Origin of the sequence: Polynucleobacter ibericus, from assembly GCF_018687955.1 — a bacterium.
In the GTDB taxonomy this organism is placed as follows: Bacteria; Pseudomonadota; Gammaproteobacteria; order Burkholderiales; family Burkholderiaceae; genus Polynucleobacter; species Polynucleobacter ibericus.
This window is the reverse complement of sequence record NZ_CP061309.1, coordinates 308700-326578: the sequence shown is the minus strand read 5'-3', so window position 1 is coordinate 326578 and position 17879 is coordinate 308700. Positions and strand designations below refer to the sequence as shown.

The 17879-nt window shown below is 41.3% G+C and carries 17 protein-coding genes; all 17 read right to left on the bottom strand.

The genetic code is table 11. The features are described from left to right. Nucleotide 1 precedes the first annotated feature (1 nt). Nucleotides 2-1123 carry an SGNH/GDSL hydrolase family protein gene (locus AOC20_RS01755; protein ID WP_215360904.1) on the bottom strand — a complete coding sequence of 374 codons (1122 nt, stop codon included), beginning with the start codon at nt 1121-1123 and terminating at the stop codon, nt 2-4. Between the two features lie 85 nt (nt 1124-1208). Next, a complete protein-coding gene (locus tag AOC20_RS01750) occupies nt 1209-2351 on the bottom strand; it encodes a glycosyltransferase family 4 protein (RefSeq protein ID WP_215360902.1) in 1143 nt (380 codons plus the stop codon). Between the two features lie 135 nt (nt 2352-2486). Then, a complete protein-coding gene (asnB, locus tag AOC20_RS01745; protein WP_215360900.1) occupies nt 2487-4349 on the bottom strand; it encodes an asparagine synthase (glutamine-hydrolyzing) in 1863 nt (620 codons plus the stop codon). Nucleotides 4350-4352: 3 nt separating this feature from the next. Then, nucleotides 4353-5441, bottom strand: a complete 1089-nt coding sequence (locus AOC20_RS01740; RefSeq protein ID WP_215360899.1) for a glycosyltransferase — start codon at nt 5439-5441, stop codon at nt 4353-4355. Further along, nucleotides 5434-6723: an O-antigen polymerase gene (locus AOC20_RS01735; protein WP_215360897.1), complete on the bottom strand. Its 1290-nt coding sequence runs from the start codon at nt 6721-6723 to the stop codon at nt 5434-5436. Before AOC20_RS01735 ends, AOC20_RS01740 begins: the two co-directional genes overlap by 8 nt. A gap of 163 nt (nt 6724-6886) precedes the next feature. After that, complete coding sequence (locus AOC20_RS01730) at nt 6887-7942, bottom strand: glycosyltransferase family protein (RefSeq protein ID WP_215360894.1); 1056 nt, start codon at nt 7940-7942, stop codon at nt 6887-6889. Beyond that, entirely contained in the window at nt 7939-8610 is a 672-nt protein-coding gene (locus tag AOC20_RS01725; protein ID WP_215360891.1) for a methyltransferase domain-containing protein, read from the bottom strand. Before AOC20_RS01725 ends, AOC20_RS01730 begins: the two co-directional genes overlap by 4 nt. A gap of 46 nt (nt 8611-8656) precedes the next feature. Continuing rightward, nucleotides 8657-9469 carry a hypothetical protein gene (locus AOC20_RS01720; protein ID WP_215360889.1) on the bottom strand — a complete coding sequence of 271 codons (813 nt, stop codon included), beginning with the start codon at nt 9467-9469 and terminating at the stop codon, nt 8657-8659. Then, nucleotides 9466-10668 (bottom strand): N-acetyl sugar amidotransferase, encoded by a 1203-nt coding sequence (locus AOC20_RS01715; RefSeq protein WP_215360886.1) that lies wholly within the window; start codon nt 10666-10668, stop codon nt 9466-9468. The genes AOC20_RS01720 and AOC20_RS01715 overlap by 4 nt, the downstream gene beginning before the upstream one ends. Beyond that, nucleotides 10665-10808, bottom strand: coding sequence for a hypothetical protein (locus tag AOC20_RS01710; RefSeq protein ID WP_215360882.1), 144 nt, complete (start codon nt 10806-10808; stop codon nt 10665-10667). Before AOC20_RS01710 ends, AOC20_RS01715 begins: the two co-directional genes overlap by 4 nt. A 1-nt stretch (nt 10809) precedes the next feature. After that, nucleotides 10810-11448: an imidazole glycerol phosphate synthase subunit HisH gene (gene hisH / locus AOC20_RS01705; RefSeq protein ID WP_215360880.1), complete on the bottom strand. Its 639-nt coding sequence runs from the start codon at nt 11446-11448 to the stop codon at nt 10810-10812. Nucleotides 11449-11453: 5 nt separating this feature from the next. Then, nucleotides 11454-12194 carry an imidazole glycerol phosphate synthase subunit HisF gene (gene hisF, locus AOC20_RS01700; protein WP_215360879.1) on the bottom strand — a complete coding sequence of 247 codons (741 nt, stop codon included), beginning with the start codon at nt 12192-12194 and terminating at the stop codon, nt 11454-11456. Continuing rightward, the gene (gene neuC, locus AOC20_RS01695; protein WP_285896909.1) at nt 12191-13330 is read right to left on the bottom strand and encodes a UDP-N-acetylglucosamine 2-epimerase; all 1140 of its coding nucleotides are present in this window, start codon (nt 13328-13330) and stop codon (nt 12191-12193) included. Before neuC ends, hisF begins: the two co-directional genes overlap by 4 nt. Nucleotides 13331-13332: 2 nt before the next feature. After that, nucleotides 13333-14376, bottom strand: coding sequence for an N-acetylneuraminate synthase family protein (locus AOC20_RS01690; RefSeq protein ID WP_215360874.1), 1044 nt, complete (start codon nt 14374-14376; stop codon nt 13333-13335). Further along, complete coding sequence (locus tag AOC20_RS01685) at nt 14369-15073, bottom strand: acylneuraminate cytidylyltransferase family protein (RefSeq protein ID WP_215360873.1); 705 nt, start codon at nt 15071-15073, stop codon at nt 14369-14371. Before AOC20_RS01685 ends, AOC20_RS01690 begins: the two co-directional genes overlap by 8 nt. Next, nucleotides 15070-16839 carry an ABC transporter ATP-binding protein gene (locus tag AOC20_RS01680; RefSeq protein ID WP_215360870.1) on the bottom strand — a complete coding sequence of 590 codons (1770 nt, stop codon included), beginning with the start codon at nt 16837-16839 and terminating at the stop codon, nt 15070-15072. Before AOC20_RS01680 ends, AOC20_RS01685 begins: the two co-directional genes overlap by 4 nt. Next, complete coding sequence (locus AOC20_RS01675; RefSeq protein ID WP_215360868.1) at nt 16840-17868, bottom strand: NAD-dependent epimerase/dehydratase family protein; 1029 nt, start codon at nt 17866-17868, stop codon at nt 16840-16842. Nucleotides 17869-17879: the final 11 nt, after the last annotated feature.

Here is a 17879-nt window from a genome sequence, read left to right as displayed (position 1 = left end):
ACTATTTCAACCTAGATTGAAGGGTGGAAAGAATTTCCTTTGCAACAATCTTATGACCACCCCCCTGGAAGTGCATAAAATCAATATCTTCCCCAAAATTACTTCCCCAATCCTCGCCCGGCACTAGGTTTTCATAATTGAGGTAAGTTGCGGAATATACTTTGGCCAATTGTTGCACCTGCTCCTTCCATTGCGAGTATTCCCTCTGGTCGTATGGCAGCGGTTTATCCTGCCGTACTGGCGCAATATAAAGTATCACTGGAATCTTAGATGCTTTGGAATACGTCAACAAATCCTCCAAGGCCTTCACGTTCTTCTCATAGCGCGGCTTAATAATCTTTCTTTGACTGGCAGAGCTAATATTAAAAATCCAATTTCTAAGATTAAATAAATCACCCAAAAATGCACTTCGTAAGTTTCCTCGATCTTTCCAGAGTTTCCATAGATCGCCCAAGCTCTCCGAAAGAAAATTTTCTATTCGTTGTTTGGCTGAGCCGTCAGTTCTGCTATCAATAACATCTCCTTCAACACCCCTATCACCATCGAATAGTTGCTCCAATTCTTTGCTCACCGAACTATCACGCAAAACATCAACAAGATTGGCGTTAACAATTTGAGAGAGTTCCTTACGCAACCCACCTTCCCTAAAGCCCATAAATTCGACTTCAACTACCAATGCATCCAGATTCAGCTTACTTTCAACAAATTGACTTAGTAATAATTCCTCCTGCGGATTGGCGTTTGATAGTGAAATTCCGAGTGGTAATATGCACTCCTCGCATCCATTGAATTTTCTCAACCAATATGGGGCTATATGCTCGCCAGATTTAAATTGATTAATAGTATGGATCTGGGAGTTACCCAACCATAAAACAATTTTTGGTCGTGCTTGGTGGGATACTTTAGCTCCATATACATTCCCGTAATAGTTAATTACAGAATTAATCTCCTCAACATTATGCGCGGTGAATTGAACGCCATCTAGAATTTCAATGCGACTCGTATTTTCTTTTCCTAAAGCGAAATCATCAGCCTGAATTCTTCTATCGTTATACAAACTCAATAATAACCATGCTAACAATACTGAGAAAATCAATATTGTGATCTGCTTATATTTTTTCATACTTATTTTTGCTTAGAGCCATGCTGCAATTATATGTTATTTAAATTTGGCCAATATGGCGCTGGTCTAGATTCAAAATTATCCTTCAATATCCTCCCATTAATTTATATGTATCCATTATTTTCGAGGCGACAACAGGTATATCAAACTGAGTCGTAGCAATTTTGCTAAACTTCTCCCTGAGCAATAATTCCTCTTCAGGCGATAATCTATAAAGCGCCTCCAATAGGCGACTCAAACCCAAATTAAGAGAACCCGAATCATAACCATCGCATATTACTTCAGGCATAGTTTTAGACAAAATCTGTCTAACATCCCCTACATCAGTTACAAAAGGTATACATCCTGTTGCCATAGCCTCAATTAGGGCTATTGGACACCCCTCTGACAAAGATGGCAGCACAAAAATATGAGCCTCATATATAAAACTACGAATTTCATCAGTCTCCCGCCAGCCTAAGAAATTTATCTTGAGTAATGGGTTCATATTTTCCGCAATTTGAGACTTTTTTTTCAACTCAACAAAATACTCAAAATGGGATTGCATGGAAGCACCAATAATATTTACATGAATTGACCCAACCGAATTTGCAAGTGAATCAATTAAATTATCGAGACCCTTTATCGGATTAAGATTTCCAACGCACACCAGCCTTAATGGCTGCTTTTCACTCTGCAGTGCGTAAAAAGAATATGCTCGCAAACATGAGCTTTTTTTCCAATAGCTCACATCCACAGGAGAAAAAACTACCTCCCCTTGCTTGGCTCCATATTCATTCAAACCTCTTTGAGAAACAGAAAGCACCTTACCAGAATTATGGCGAAGAAAAAATAGCGATATGCGGGCAAAAATTTTAAGTTCGCGCATACTCTCATGAATCAATAATACCGATGGAATCCTTAAAAGCAATCCTGCCAATATTGGCGCAAGATTATGTACACCATGAATATTAAAAATGATTATTCGATTCTTAAACCTGAAATAGCAAGCGATCAACAATATATATATCGTATTGATCAATACCTCGATTGGATAGAGAAATCTATTTAAAGCTCTAAGATTTAGCAGGGTAACAGATTGAATCTTACTCTTTCCACAAGTAAATAATATGGATTCATAATCATTTTCCATATATCTCGAACAAACTTCAACGTACTTATGTGGCCCACCGATGCGGTGATCAATTAAAAAATGACAAACTAGTGGCTTTTGTTTGGAATGGCTCATGATTGTCTAACAGCTTACTGCTTATTTACACTTCAATGCTGTTGCATTCCCCTATTTCGAGCCAAAAACCACAAAACTGCCTATCCCTCAGATTTGCAATAGCTAAACCTTTAAGGTTGGCTAATATACAAATATTCAAAGGGCCATGCCATATTCACGCCGCCAGAGCTCAAACAAATACAAGCTAAATAACCTTTCACTATTATTTCTGCCTTGATCTTGGCCATAAAAAAGACCTTTTACCATTTCTTTGTTAAAGATACATTTGCTATCAAACAACACATCTTGGAAGGCTTGACGCCATGGCCCCTGATTCAACCAGCTATTCAACGGAACGGAAAAACCCTGCTTTCGATTTTTATCAAAGTCTGGTGGGAGTATGTTTGCAGTCAATTTTTTTAGAAAAATCTTGCGCTGATTGAGGGTTGCCTTCATCTGCGACGGCACTCTAGCAAACGCAAATTCAATTATTCGATAATCTAAAAACGGTGCACGCAACTCCAAAGAATTTAGCATGCTTGCACGATCAATCTTGACCAGTATATCTTCGACCATATAATTTTGGAAATCCATACGTGTCATACGCTGCAGCAAATCGCCATCCATCGCCGCATTTAGGCCCCAGATGCCCTCAGCAACAAGAGGCCAGTCGCCATTTCCAAGTAGCTCTCTCCTTTGTTTTCCATCGAAAAAAGTTGCGGATAATGGCAGCCCTCGTTCCAAATCATCGCCCAAAGACCTTAGCCAATGTCGACCCCTGAATCCAGCAGGCAAAAACTCACCAGCACAATATGCAGCAACGTTTCGAAATAACATCGGAATATATCTTATGGCGTGCCGCTTTCTAAGGAGGCGATCATAATGAGCATATCCTCCAAATAATTCATCGCCACCATCACCACCCAGCGCGACAGTACAGTGTTGCTTAACTAAATGGCTAACCATATATGTGGGAATCATTGATGAATCCGCCATTGGCTCATCAAACTGTCGAGCAAGCATTGGCATTAACTCAGGGTTAGCTTCGCCCGCATCCAACTCAACATGATTCGTCCCAAAATATTTCGCAATTAAGCGCGCATGTTCGGTTTCATCATAAGAACTAAAGCCTTTAAACCCAACAGTAAATGTCTTCACGTCGCTAGCAATACGAACTGCCATTGCTGTGATTAAACTAGAATCCACACCTCCACTTAACAACACGCCCACGGGAACATCGGCTATGAGTTGACGACGGACCGCATCCTCCAGCAGCAACTCAAATTCATCCAGCAAAATGTTCTCATCGAAGATCCCAGAAATGCTTTCTACAGGAGAAGGCGGATTCCAATATCTCCATATTTTGAGATAGTTATTCGATAAATTAAAGATTAAGGCATGGGCAGGTGGGAGCTTATTAACCCCCCTCACGATACATCGATCCCCAGGAATATACCCAACAGCTAAATAAGTATCTAGCGCCTGGTGATCTATGGAGCGAGAAGTAGTTTTATCAGCAAGCAGACCCTTTAATTCCGATGCAAATCGAAATTTTCCATCTTCCATCGAGTAAAAAAGTGGCTTTTCGCCCGCCCTGTCACGGGCTATAAAAAGAGTTTGGCTTGTTGTATCATAAATGGCGAATGCAAACATTCCATTTAGACGGGATAGGCAATCGACACCCCATTCACGATAAGATGCCAGGAGAACTTCTGTATCACTATGTGAGCGAAAATGGTGCCCCAGAACTATCAGCTCCTGTTGCAAATCTCGAAAATTATAGATTTCACCGTTAAAAATAATAGTCAGCGTATTGCTAACATCGTGCATAGGCTGATGACCAGCGGAGGATATATCTAGAATTGCCAGACGACGATGACCAAACCCCACTCGACCATCTTGTGACCACCATAAGCCAGAGCCATCAGGGCCTCGATGTCTCATCGTATCTCGACCTAATATTAGCCACCCAGGATCCGAATTCCGAGAATTTGTTGCAATACCAATAATTCCACACATACTTTAGGCCCTTAAATTTCTAAGTTTCTTGTACACTAGGCCATATGCAGTTGCAATAGCGTGAATAGACATTTTGTTTACGCGATTTTTGGCCAAACAAGCTCTTTGCTTCCCTAGCTCTAAGTCTATTAATAGCCCTCTTATTGCATGAGATAAGCCCAAAGAATCATCAACTGGCGTAAATACCGCCGTGTCTTGATCCAAAATTTCTCGATGTTCAGGAATGTCGCTCACTATTAGCGGACACTCCAAAGCCATTGCCTCAAGAACAACGTTCGGACTTCCCTCACAACGACTCATGCTTATTAAGGCGCTCGCGTGTTTTAATATTCCCCACCACTCAGTCTCATATGGAAGCACTGAAACTCGATCTTTCAATCCAAGAGTTTCGATCAGGTCCTCTAACTCATTTTGCATAGGACCTTCACCGATAACAATTAATTTCAAATCGTCGTAACCAGGCAGTAGAGAAATTGCCTGAATAGATACATCAACTGCTTTAAGATGATGAAGTCTACCGACAACCAAAATAAATTTATTACCGCCCGTAAATGCGTCAATATTCTTTGAGGGAGTATTGTTTATTACCTGCACATCTACCGCATTACCTACATGGAAAATATATGCATTATTTGGCAGTTTTTTTTGCCAATAATTTTTACCAACAACTGAATTTGCTACTATTGCATCTGCATATTGAAATATATATTTTCTGATCGCAGTTATAAATTTATTGTCATTTATGCCAAGCGTAGATGATCTTTCAGTTCCAACCCACTTCACTCGGCCCAATAATGCCACAACCCCACCAATCACATCCATCTGAGGTAACCAAGTCTGAACGATAGCAGGTCTTATACTTTTAATTAATTTGTGGATATTCATAAAAAGACGTGGATCAACTGATCTAAAATCACCAAGGTAATGGACGTTGACCCCGCCACTCTTAAGAGTTGCGAGATGAACACCGCCCCGTCGCACTCCAATATGTACTTCCCAGCCACATTTGGATTGCTCTTGAGCAAGCATAGCAAGTTGACGCTCTGCACCCCCACCAGCCAAAGTGGGTATTAAATGCAAAATTCTAGGCATTAGTTGAACGCCCACAGTGCAACCGAAAGATACTTATAAAATATAAAATTACATAAGGGACAGCAAACCCCAATACAAAACTACTAATTATCGTAAATGAATGTGACCGGATTAGTTGATAAATTTGCGAGAAACATAGTAAATAAAACACTACCCACACATTCCCTGGATTTGTACGATTTGCATGTGCGGAAAATTGCGCCACTCTAAATATTAGCGCTATAACAAAGGCCTGAAATACAATACTTATTGGACCCCAATTTACCATCGCTTCTGGAATGATCCCAAAAGCCAAACCACCACCCGCCTCAGCATACTCAGGAAAGTACTGTGTTACATACCAACCTGCTAGATCCCACTTGCCTTCATTGAGTTGTTTTGGCAAAAAAGAAATCAGCGACTGTAGGTAGGAGCTGTTGGGCGGCATTACAACATCTGGCGCATCTAGAATTGACGACCAATGAATAGCGTTGCTATATATACTGGTGAATTCGCCGGGAATTAAGACGTCTATTATGCTCGGATCAATTAACACTTCCGATCCCAAGCGTTTAAATGCTAAAAGTCCAATGATTACAATAAAACCGGATGCAATTATTACCTCTCTAACCAAACCGATCGGACGTCTGAATAACATATAGGCGGCCATCAAAACTATGCAAAATGTGACAAAATTAGATCGAGAATTTGTTAGCCACATTTCCCCCGCAAATATAATGGCCATAATAAAAATATAGAGTTTTGAGCGCTTGTGATTGGTATCAGAGAAGCAGGCTGCCAGCAACAAACATACTAATATCCATTCTAAGCACTGAAAAAAGACGATCGTTTGATTAATGAGCGGGGGCATTGAAGCTCTCACGATGTACTGTTGTGCATATTCAGTTGATTCACCCACTCCGTAATACCAACCAATGATTTTGGTAATCACAAAGACAAAAATAAAACCCATTAAATATTTCGCAGGATGTAGATCGATAGTTATATTTTTAGCTGGAAATAGACGCAGATAGACAACCCCTTTAAGGATTATATAAAAAAATACAAATGAAACTGCAAATAGAAAACCGTACAACGAAACCGTTTCTACAAAGTCAAAATTTTCTACCGCTAAGATATTTTCTCCGGATAAGATAGCTAGCGCAGGTAGCAAATAACACAGAGAAAATAGGCCGATAATTAGTACGCCTGGTTCAAAGAGACTTCTCTTTCCGAGTGACTGAAAAAAAAGCAAAAGCACAATGGCAAAAACAATTGATACAAAGAACAAAAGGGTAAACATTTTTACGTCGCAAAGTTTTTTGTTTTTTGGATAAAACTTAACCAGCCATCTTCTTTAAATTTAGCAAGAGATATGAAGCCTAATGCTGTGCCAACTAGAAAGTCTAATAAAATTTCAAAAGGGGTTGAAAAGCAAAAAAAAGTTACAACAAAACTATCGATTCTTAACACACCTTCTCCATTCTAGCCCTTATAATCTCCCCCGCTTTTTGAAGCAAATGAGCTATTCTGTAATCTAACTCTACACGCCTAAATCCATTCTGTGCAATCTGTTGACGCTCAGCATCATGCTCTAAGTAATATTTTATTTTATCAATCAACTCATCAGTATTTCTATAAGATTCAATTTCCTTGCCTACCTCAAAGAAAGTATTGAGGTAGGGACCCCCATCCGAAATTTGCATTACGCCATTTGCTGGTAAATCAAAAAGTCTATACCCACCAACAGTGTAATCCCCTCGATTATGAACGTTGATACCAATTTTTGACCTTTGGTAGATGGGGACATAATCCGCAAAAGGAATCGGACGCACCCAGCCCGGAAAGCCATATTTAAAATTAAAGTATGCATTTTTCTTTATATTGGTCAACCCATGAAACCTCATTCGCCTTCCAAATGCTTTTTTCACCTTTGCAAGCAGAGGCATTTTGTTGGGGGTCAAAGCACCAATAAATACTACGTCAATATCGCGCTCACTAGAAAAAATTTTTGCTGGAGTCTTAGAGAGATCACAAAGAGCCTCAAACGATCCCAGAGGCCAAAAATCTACATTTTTTGCGCCACAATATCGCAACTTCTCCCGCATATCAATATCTTTACTGTAGGCCGGACTATGAAATAGCACATGGTCATATGCATGAAGATAAGCAAAATCACGATCATATGACGCTAAAGGCCCATCACTTGTCCGCAGCACCTTATAAATTGGAAGTCTTCTTAAAAATTCCGGATGATATGGAAAACAGTTATCCACTATGAGGACGTTGGCACCAACGCTTTTTATCAGAGCCTCTAATTCAGCATACATTCTCGACAAACGATGGTCGGAGGAATAATACAGATTATCAAGTAGCTGGGCACGAATGTAACTATATGGATTTAGATACGATCCATGATTGAATGGAATAAACTTACAGGCATGCGAGGATGCAGCCGCTATCTCCCTGCCCCAGTATTCCGCCTCAAAGCCTTCTTTGTTATACGAATATATAACTTTCATTTAATGGCCATTGATTTTAGAATAAAGTTGTAGCTCGGATTCCAGTCGTAATTTCTGTAATGCTTAATGACCTTGAATTTTTTTCTAAAGCGGGAAAGCATGTCGGAAACAAAAAATCCCCTTATACCCACCTCCCAATAATGCTGGCCACCACAATACTTCGGAATAGCAATACTTGGCTTAGTAAGGTAATTAAACACGTCAAATATAAAAGATATATCGATCCCTTTAAGATCAAACTGAAATCTTGTCTGAAAATGCCTTCCGGCTACCGGTAAATAGATAATTGAATAAGCGGAGACACGCGAAAACTCTTCTAGACAAACCTCCAAATAAGGAGATGGTAGATGCTCTAGCACATGCGAGGCGATAAGCACATCAAAAGTAGCGTCTTCAAACATGGAAAGATCATGAGCGCTGCCAATTAAATCTGGATTAAACGTCTTATCTATATCCAAAGTAGTAACCTCATACCCCCTCCACCTAAAAATTTGAGTATCAAGGCCCTGCCCAGGTCCAATAATCAAAATTTTAATAACTGACCCGCATAATTGCACATCTTGGTACTGATAATACGAGTTAATGAAATTACTTAGATTCAACTTTTTCATCCATTCAACCCTATCTATAGGCATAGCCATAGGCTCTGGAATTAGATCATTATTCATATATATATATTTAAGTAAATTAACTTACAAGCCAATACAAAAAAATTTAATTTTCATTCTGAAAAATCTTATAGCCAGTTTCAGTAACGCTTGCAAGCGCATTTAATACATCTTTACTAAGTAACTCGTAATTTTCTTTAAAAATGGGTTCATGTCCAGTATATGACTGATAACTAATATTTTTTACATTGCAGGATTCTCCATCCTTGGAAATTGTATAAATATCCATCTCCCTCTTAAGTACATCAAGGTATTTAAATGCAAAATTATTTGAGTTGTATACCTCTCCTTCGCCAAGTTCATACCAACGACGCGTTCTAGATGGTTGAATTGTCCAGGCATCAAATCCAACAAGATAAACTTTTTTGAACCCAAGATAATAAGCAATCGCTAAAGTTGCCTCAAATGAGCCGGCAAAGCAATTAAAAGTATTAAGCAATCTATCTGTATTAGAACTGGGGGCTGGCAAGCCTCCGTATACATAATTTATGTTGGGGCCAGATAAAGAAAGTGCATTACTTAAGCTGACGAAAATCTCCTTATCGCGCATGGCTTCAATACGTTTTCTGTATTCTGGTACCAACAAGCTTAATTCATGCAAATATTTTGGCTGGAAAATTCTTGGGACAAATAACCATGGCTCAACTAAAACGTAATATTTTGCATTCAGCAATTCAAAATCTCGGTGAAATGGGATCATGCCGCAGCATATTGACGGATGATCTACAAATTCACTAAAGTCAAACCATTTCACTGAAGGGCCGTCACCGAAAATATAACAAGTTTCTCCTTTATGTATATTTCGAAACTTTATCAGCCCATGAGTAAGGAGGCGGGAAGCATAGCTCTTGTATGTCATACCACTTGATGCCTTAGGCGCCACTCTCCATCGATTTTTTCCCACAAATTTGGAGATCGAAATCTATCTACGGTCTCATGAAATTCTTTTTCCGAAATATTGATATATTCTAAAAACTCCCTAAAGTATTTTTTTGGGAACTCTTGGTCATATTTGCGAACTAAAAGAACCCCTTCATCTCGTGTTATTTTCTCATTTCGGATCTCTTGCGCGGCATCGTAGGTTGCGCGACCAATACCAAACTTTATAAGTGTGGTGAAGTAGTGAAACATGTCTATCTGATCATCTATGCTGCTATATTTCGAGTAGGTGCCCTCCGTTCTCTCGCTGTTCGATTGAAAACCAGTATTTTCAACCGCATAGTAGTAGCATTCCTGCGGATCCCATTTAAGGTAATAACCAAGATAATGCACCTCTACACCCTTACTCTCCAAAAATTCTGCACTTGGCGGTATATAAGGAGCGAAATCATTTAGGTTAAATTGCCCCTCAGAAATAATATCTTTAATAGGCTTTCCCCCCAAAAGCATCTCTTCAGGATCGCCCACCGAGAAGAACTTGCGATCCATGGTCGGGACATAATTATCATCGGGATTATTGCCATACTCCGCCTGATTTTCCCCATACATTACTAACTTAACGCCAAACTTTGCCGCCATCGCCGGACCGATAATACGTTGACCCACGATAAATGGCTGGAAAGGATGTAGTAAATTTAAAAAAGCTTGTCTCGTCAAATATCGATGAAGCTTTCCGTTTGGTGTAAACAGAATGTTGTCCAGACCACCAACATGAACCCAATTCTCAAAGTTTTTCCAGCCGATCTCAGTGTATTTATGCGGCGCCCACGTGACCGTAAGCGGATTCATGCCATATTTATACTTGAGTATGTGAGAGGTATAGGCGCTATCTTTGCCGCCGCTTCCGGGAACGATTACGTCGTATCCGCCGTCATTGCGGCGATGCTGATCAAGCAATGCGATCAGTGCCTGTTCGCGCTTTTCCCAACTAATCTGCTTCTCTTTTATTTCATGATACCGGCAGGCATCGCATACACCCTGATCGTCAAAGCCTATCGTTGCCTTTTTTTCGTCTTGTTTATGTTTGAACTCAACCGTCGAGCTTGGTCGCTGGTTTGAGATCACACAGTGCTTGCAAAAAACCACTTCCTCGGGCAATCCAAATAACGATTTAATCATAATAAATTTACCTTACGTCCAACAAATAAAAATTTTGTTTCATTTAGAACTTCCGTTTCCACGTGGAAGAGCTCTTCGATCTGACTATCAAAAGCCTCAGCTTCCTGATGCATATCATCCGCAATGTTCGGTTGCTTCATACTATTTTCCATCAGCATTCAAAATAAAATTCCGCAAAACCCGCAATCCAGAAGGCCCACTCTTCTCTGGATGAAATTGCGTACCCCATACATTTTTCTTTTGCACAGCGGCAACAATCTCATACCCCATATAGTCCACAGTCGCGCTTAAATCCTGAGCCTGCACTTTGGTTGCCGCGTAACTATGGACAAAGTAGAAACGCATTTCTCGATCGGACATACCCGCGAACATTGTTTGAGCCCCCATCTCTGTGGGTTTGATCGTGGACCAGGCTATATGTGGCATTTTGCCCTCTTCAGGCTTGACCGGAATGATTTCGACCGAGCCGGATATTACACTCAAGCCTTGTGTCATCTGATATTCGGCTCCTTTCTCAAAAAGTAGCTGCATACCCAGACAGATGCCCAATACCGGGCGCCCAGAATCGATATATTCGCGAACAACTTCAACCAGCCCTGACTCGGTTAAATTTACCATTCCATCTGGGAATGCACCCACTCCCGGGATGATCAACCCGTCCGCTTGTGCAATTTCGCGCTCATTACACGAAACACCAGCCTCGGCGCCTACCGCGCGCAAGGCATTACTTACGCTTCGGACATTACCAAGCCCATAATTTAAAACGACAATTCTTTTCATTTTTTTCAATTCGCTTCTGACTGTTCAATGCTCAACCTTAAGGTTTCAACTGTCGTCGACTTGTAATGGAGTACTGATGCAAAACATACCCCGCTGGGCACGGTGACCTCCAGCAATTCTTGAATATGTCTGGGTTGTCCATAACCGCCACTAACTACAACAGGGATCGAAACAGCCTTATTCACAGCTTCCACGAGTTTCACATCGAAACCTGATTTGGTTCCTTCCTGATCTACCGAGGTTAACAAAAGTTCGCCCGCGCCCAAGTCCTGAAGCCTCTTTACCCAATCCAATACCTGTAACCCGGTTTTCTCCCGCCCAGCTTCCATGTATGCCTCCCATCCGTTTGCCGTTCGCTTGGCTTGAACAGACGCGACTACACATTGACTCCCGTATCGCTTAGCAACTTTTTTAACCAATTCGGGCTCAAGAATCACTGCTGTGTTAAGCGCAACCTTGTCGGCTCCAGCATCCAAAGCCTGTTCAACATCGGCTAAACTGCGTAGACCGCCCCCGATTGTGATCGGCACGAATACCTCCTCCGAGGCTTTTTTTATCACTGAGAACAGGTTATTGCGATTGTATAAACTGGCCACAGCATCAATGAACACGATCTCATCAATACCGGCTTCGTAATAGGCTTTTGCAAGTTGGTTGGGATCGCCAACCTTGCGCAGCCCCTCCAAGTGAATTCCCTTGATGACGAACTGGTTCTTAACGTCAAGCCGAGCAATCAACCTCATCATCCAGCCCAGTCTACAAAAGTTTTCTGGGTTTTGATATTCCAGAATTCCTGACTCTTGAGAATTCCGTAAAAACGCTCGTCGCTGCCACCATTTCCAAATAGTGTGTATGCATGTCTTGGTTTGGCTTTGACATCCTCAATCGCCTGCTTGATTTTGACCGCTTCGATTTCCACATTCAGGACACTATTGCATTGCACGCGATTATGCTGCCTTGTTCCCAGATTGATGGCAGGAACTCCAAAGTGAGGAGCCTCCCGCACTCCCGCGCTTGAATTACCAATAATGAAATGGGAATTTTTTAGGAGGGTCAGAAAATATTCAAATCGCATTGATGGATAAACACGTATTCGCCCGAGTCCGGCCAATTTACCGTATTCACGGAGAATGATGTCAGTCCCAAGGTCATTATTCGGGTAAATAACGACGTAGTTCAGTCCCGACTCGATTACCTGATCAACCACAGTACTTGTTTGACGTTTCAGGTCACCATACTCGGTGGTAACTGGATGAAACATAAGAACGGAATACTCCGGAAAGTCAAAACCGTAATATCTCTTCACTTCTTCAATGCTGGGGAGCGCGCTAGAGTTCATCACATCAACATCTGGAGAGCCAATGACATGAATGGCGTTACTTACTTCGCCAAGCTGAACCAATCTTGCTTTCGCTTCTTCGTTAGCAACAAAGTGGATATGAGACAGCTTTGAAACGGCATGTCGAATCAACTCATCCACCGTTCCCGACACTTCCCCTCCTTCGATATGCCCGACAAGAATATTGTTCAATGCGCCTACCGCCGCTCCGGCAAGTGCCTCGACTCGATCACCGTGAACAACGATCAAGTCAGGCTTGATCTCTTTAACATAGTCGGAAAGGCCTGAAATTGTCTTTGACAATATGTGATCCATACTATCACTGGCGTTTTGATTGATGAATTTATGTATGTTCCTGAAGTTTGCTTTTTCCACTTCCTCGCAAGTGTAGCCATACTTAGTGAGCATATGCATCCCTGTGACGAAGACATGTAATTCAAAGCTGTCGTCACCCCTCAAGCGATTCATCAACGACTTGAGCTTACCAAAATCGGCTCGCGTTCCGGTCAGGAAGACAATTTTTTGGATCCGCGTCGGGGTCATTGTCATCCCGATTTAACGTCTATCTTCTTTAGCTGGAACCCACGGCGAATATTTGTAGCAGCAGCCATGCCAAGCAGTAACTCGTAGTCCAACGCCGTGAAGTCTCCACCTCCCGGACGTTTAACCCAAATATTTTCTTCAGTCAGCTTCTGTCCGGGCGCAATATCACGAATTGCCACGACCGAGGCAAATGCGAATGCTATTGTCGGAGTCTCGGCTTCAACAGGACCTTTTTCCCCGCCACGTGCAGCAAAGATGATGTTTGAGCCTTCGATTAATTCTCTCAGTGCGATAGGGTCCATTGAGCAGATAATGTCTGGACCGGATCTATCCATTCGATCCGTAAAGTGGCGCTCCAGTAATGAAGCACCCAAAGCCACCGAGCCCAAACACGGGTAGTTAGATGTAGTGTGGTCTGACAAACCAATCACCGCATCCGGAAAAGCCTCCTTGAGTTGAGGCACAGCACCCAAGCGTACTAACTCTGGAGGGGTCGGATAAACATTAGTGCAGTGCATAAGCGCATAAGGAATCTGTTCGTTTCGCAATATTTCAACCGAGGGTTTGATTGATTCAATCGAATTCATTCCCGTGCTGATGATGACTGGCTTACGAAACTTTGCAATATATTTAATTAGCGGATAATTATTACACTCTCCAGAGCCCACCTTAAATGCTGGAATATCAAACTCAACCAATCTATCTACCGCGGCTCTAGAAAAAGGTGTGCTAATAAAAATAGCGCCACGTTGATGTACGTAATTCATTAGCGATCGCTCATCCTCCTTGGATAAGGCGCAACGCTCCATGATCTCATAGATTGAAACATCAGCATTACCCGGAATCACTGTTTTTGCTTCATCGGACATCTCGTCCTCAACAATGTGTGTCTGATGTTTGATAATTTCTGCACCCATGTCAATGGCAGCATCAACCATCTCAATTGCAGTATCAAGTGATCCTTCATGGTTAATACCAATTTCAACAATAACAACGGGCGGATGACCATCACCGATCAAACGGTTACCAATTTTAAATTCAGCCATTACTTAATCCTAAAATTTTCTCTAATTTTATAAGATCATCCTCTTCATCTAAATCAATACTGTCAGACTCACTCATTACATATGGCAAGCTTCCATTAGATGGAAAAATTCCTCGCAATCGAAATGCTGAAGCAGTAAATACATATAATGCTCCATTAGGGATATATGTATTAGGTAAATCTTGACGACGGAAATTAGATAGACTCTCCTCAAAAAGGGATCTTAATCTGCCGTTAATATCAATTGAAAAAGATTTATAGGGGGACTTCTCTAGCTTTATAACACTAATTAACGAATCAGCTTTTTGTGTTTGCATCTCCTCTAAAGCTTCATTTATATGTCTTAGCGCTCTTAATGGAGAAGTGGGTTGTAAATATAAAATGTATGGGTCATCCTTTGAAAATTCCTCGCTATTTTGATTTATAAAATGGTTAACCACCTCATTAGCTGAAGAGGTATCGGAAGCAAGCTCGACTGGTCGTTTAATAACCTCAACACCTAGGTTGCGGCCCTGCTCCAATATTTCCTCATCCTCGGAAGATAGGTATACTCTATCAACATAAACAGAATCAATAGCTGCTTTTAGCGCTATTTCAACAAGCGTGCGGCCTTGAATTTTTCTTAGATTCTTACGAGGAATTCCCTTCGAACCCCCACGTGCTGGCACTAGCGCAAATACAGGCCTTGAGAGAATCATTGATAAGTCCTTGCAGCCTTAGAGGCTTGAACAACTGATTGATAGTCTCCAATATGATGCACCATACCACCACGAAACTCAATTATCTGATCGCACTTTTCAAGCGTAGTCAGGCGATGCGCAACCATACAAATGGTCAGATGATTTCCAAGATCTTCAATTGCCCTCATAACATCGCACTCAGTTTCATTATCTAGAGCGCTAGTCGCTTCATCAAAAATTAGCACGTTAGCCTGCTTGTACAGCGCTCGTGCAATTCCGATGCGTTGTCGCTGACCACCGCTTAACCTCACCCCTCTCTCCCCCACAAATTCATAGTAACTCTTCGGTTTATTTTCTATAAACTCAGAGAGTTGAGCCTGCGAAGCTGCTAGCTTAACGCGATGAAAATCAATTTGATCAAACGGAATACCAAATGCAATATTTTCGGCTAAAGTGGCATCCGCTAGGTAAATGCTTTGAGGTACATGTGCAATATTTTTTTGCCATGCCTGGCAAAGCTCATCACCAATTACGCAATCGTCAATAAGAATTTTCCCATGTGTAGGTTTAAGGAGGAGCATTAGTAGATCTAAGACAGTACTTTTACCGCTCCCCGTGCTACCTACAATGCCAATCCTGCCGCCCTTAGAAATAGTAAAATTAATCTGTTTCAATACCAAGGGTAAATCGACACCATATTTAAAAGAAACATTTTCAAAGCGGATGGACCGTTGAAAATCAAGCTGTTTTATTTGATCTTGTTTTGCATTTTCAGGCAGGGGCTGTTCTAGCAAATCCAGAACATCTTTAAGCGATGCCTGACTTCCAATCACAAATGTCCAATTACCATATATTAATTGCAAAAGGGGTAATAGTCGTTGCGCACCCAAAGCCAGTGTGCCTAAAACCGGTAAAGCGCCACTTACACCTTCGACTTCATCCCCACTAATGATGCAGACAAATACACCGGTAAGCAGCAAACCTAAAGTCTCCATGACGTATCTTGGAGCAATCGTAATATATGAGTTTTCGCCAGTTGCATACTGTAGCTGCTGGATACTTTTCTGATATGTGTTGCAATACACTAACTGACTGCCGTCTAAAAGAACATCTCGTATAGATCCAAGACCCTCTTGAAGTATCTTTATGACTTGGGTCTGCTGCAAAGCAATTGACTCACTATTGCGCCTCAATCGTTGCCGCGTCTTATAGACAATACATCCATAACTTGCACCAAAAATTAACATCGCAAGCGTTGCAATCAGCGGATCAATTAGAATCAAAGTGACAAATATGGCAATAAACAAAACAATGGATGTAAGTACCGTAACCAACGATAAAAGGACGCTCGTTGCAGTTGCAACTTTTTGTGTTATTCCAGCGATAATTTCACTGCTACTACGGTCAATATGAACCCTATATGGTTGGTATAGGGTGCGCCGATAAACCTCAGCACTTAAATCCGCTCCAGTTGCATTGGCTAGCCGTATTCCAATCCAAAGGAGCAATAGACGCATTGCTCCCGCAAGGACTGCGGCGGCTATAAAAGAAAAGGTTAGTGGTAGTATCAGCTCATGAGCCGAATTAATTCCAAAATAGATAGCAATCCTACTAACTATTGGGGTCTTGAAGACAGTTTCTGGCTGAGTAATAATGCCAATAAAAGGCACAACGGCACCCAGGCTGATGACCTCTGCAAAGGAACTAATGACTGTTAGTAGTACAAGCCCGGCAAACTGATAGCGGCGTTGCCGGCTGATGTGCTTAAATAATCGTATTAACACTTATTTATTATCCACTTCATACCACTCAAGGGACTCTTCAATTCCTAGCTCTATAGTATGTCTTGGGCAATACCCTAGAAGTTGCCTAGCTTTTACAATATCAGCTTGAGAATGCATAACATCCCCAACTCGAAAGTCTCGATAGATTTTCTTAATACCTCTCAAGTCATAACCCCTTGCAGTTAGGCTGCCTGATAAAAGCTCAAAAAGGTTATTTAAACTAGTTCGACCGCCAAGAGCAACGTTATAAACTTGGTTAATTGCTTCAACTTTTTCTGTACACGCAGCAAGCAAATTAGCTTGCACTACATTTTTGACGTAACAAAAATCACGACTTGTCTCGCCATTGCCATTAATGTAGATTGGATCTTTCTTTATCATTGCAGAAACCCATCTTGGTATTACTGCAGCATAAGCACCTTCAGGATCTTGTCGCCTTCCAAACACATTAAAATACCGCAACCCAATACATTTAAATTTATAAGCTCTAAAGAAAACATCTGCATATATTTCATTTACAAATTTAGTCACTGCATACGGACTAAGTGGTTTGCCAATTTGGTCCTCCATCTTAGGCAACCCCGGATGATCACCGTAAGTAGAACTCGATGCCGCATATGTAAAACTTTTTACTTTTGCATCGCGTCCAGCCACAAGCATATTCAAAAAACCATCAATGTTGTTCTGATTTGTAAAAATTGGGTCTTCGATACTTCTGGGAACAGAACCAATAGCCGCCTGATGTAGCACATAGTCAACACCTTTACAAGCATCTTGACAATCATTCAAATTCCGAATGTCTCCCTTGATGAGGTGAAATCGACCCCATTGCTCTGGTGTTACAAGAGCCTGGACCTCATCTAAATTACGTTGATATCCAGTGCTAAAGTTATCTAGACCTACTACGCTTTGATTCAAAAGTAGCAAAGACTCTAAAAGATTGCTGCCAATAAACCCAGCAACTCCCGTAACCAACCAAGTCTTAGGTTCATCCAGTAATTGCTCTTGACATTTTTTGTATGCATTCATGTTGAAGTTAA